This is a genomic window from Shewanella sp. 11B5 (assembly GCF_002836795.1).
GTDB classification, from domain to species: domain Bacteria; phylum Pseudomonadota; class Gammaproteobacteria; order Enterobacterales; family Shewanellaceae; genus Shewanella; species Shewanella frigidimarina.
In genome coordinates this window covers 1-1,716 of record NZ_PJAP01000801.1, presented here as the reverse complement: position 1 = coordinate 1,716, position 1,716 = coordinate 1, and the positions used below count along the sequence as shown (strand labels likewise).

Genomic DNA, 1,716 nt, shown 5'->3' with positions numbered 1-1,716 from the left:
TATTCAAGAAGACCTTATGGCCTTACGTTATTAGTCTTAAGTTAAAAGTGATGCGATACCTGTAATACCATTTCTCTTGGCGCACCAGGAAAATGACCATTACGCTCAGAAAAACCACTCACGGCATATTCTTTATCAAACAAGTTTTTCACGTTTAATTGAAATTGTGTCTCTTGCCATGTCGTGGTCCAGCTCATATCAAATACGGTAAATGGCTTAACACGTTGCGCACCGCCACTCATTTGCTCACTGACATAATCGGCCCCAAACGCAATGGCTGAGTTCAAACTGTCAATATCGTAACGAGTCCACAAACCTGCTTGATGGCGCGGCGCATTGATAAACTTACTGCCGTCGGCATAAGTGTCACCCACATCGCCTTCAGTAACTCGGGTATCGTTATAAGCATAGTTGGCCATAACGGTCCAATTTTCCGTAATATCCCCTGTTAGCGTAAATTCAGCACCGTTACTTTCAACTTGCCCAAGACTGACCAACGCTGGAGCACCATTGCTGCCATCGGTATAATTGGGATTGTTCATTGCAACATCTTTTTTATCAATTTGATAAACCGCTACTGTGGTCATTACGCTGCCATCAAACCACTGACTTTTAACCCCAAGTTCTATCTGTTTACCAACTTCAGGTAATAAGCCACCATCAGCACTTGCCGTATCTTGGTCGCCAATCGATGTCGGGTTAAAGCTTTCGGCATAATTAATATAAAACGACTGATCTGGTGAAAACTTATACACAATACCTGCGCGTGGCGATACGTGATTATCGTTATATTCAAAACCGGTTTCTTTATCAAAATCATCAAAATGGTCGTAACGTAATCCCACCATTAACAACCATTGTTCAGTTAATGCTATTTGGTCCTGAGCATATAAACCAAGGCGTTCGGTTTTTGCACCATCACGATTTTGGTCTGTCAGTGAATAAGTTGAAGGATCGGTTTCACCATAATTAAGATCAAAAATATTCAAATTTTTAATCCCATCAGCTTCATAACGTGCAAACCAATAATCGTAGTCAGAATCAACATGATGATAATCAGCACCAAATAACAAAGTTTGATCAATGCTGCCAGAAGATAAACGATAGACAAAATCAGATGTTGCGCTTATCTCTTTGTTGGCTCGGTATTGTTTGCGGTATTCACGCTTAATGGTTTTATCGTCAATATTGGCCACACCGTCACCATTAACATCAACCCAACTTCTGGACTCATGGTAGGCTTGCTCGCGTTCATTATCGAGATAGCGAACCGTGGTATTCACGCTCAAATCATCATTGAAAAAGTGTTTTAATTCCGCTTGAAGCACAGTTGCCTCTAAGTTTTGATAGTCGGATTTTTCATTTGCGTTATAGCTTGGATCAACTAAAAAATTGCCTTCATCGTCAACGGGTACACCCCGTAAACGATTACCACCTAAGTCTTGTTTGATGTAATCAATCGTTGTTGTGAGCGTGGTGTCATCGCCAAGTTGAAATAATAATCCACCTGTTAATTCGGTATTTTCAGAGTCGGCATTATTTCGAAAACTGTCTTTTTGTTCATAAAAACCGCCTAAACGATAAGCAATTGAATCCGTTAAACCACCTTTAGAATCAATTGACCCGCCCATACGGTCGTTATCACCTGTGGTTAATGTCACTTCAGTATCTTGGACAAAACTCGGCTTTTTACTGACATAATTAATCATCCCGCCA

Annotated in this window: 1 protein-coding gene; it reads right to left on the bottom strand. The window is 40.7% G+C overall.

What is annotated here, in order from left to right:
• Positions 1-41: 41 nt before the first annotated feature.
• Positions 42-1,716, bottom strand: a 1,675-nt coding sequence (locus CXF78_RS16590; RefSeq protein WP_102037398.1) for a TonB-dependent siderophore receptor, incomplete at its 5' end; no start/stop codon positions are given.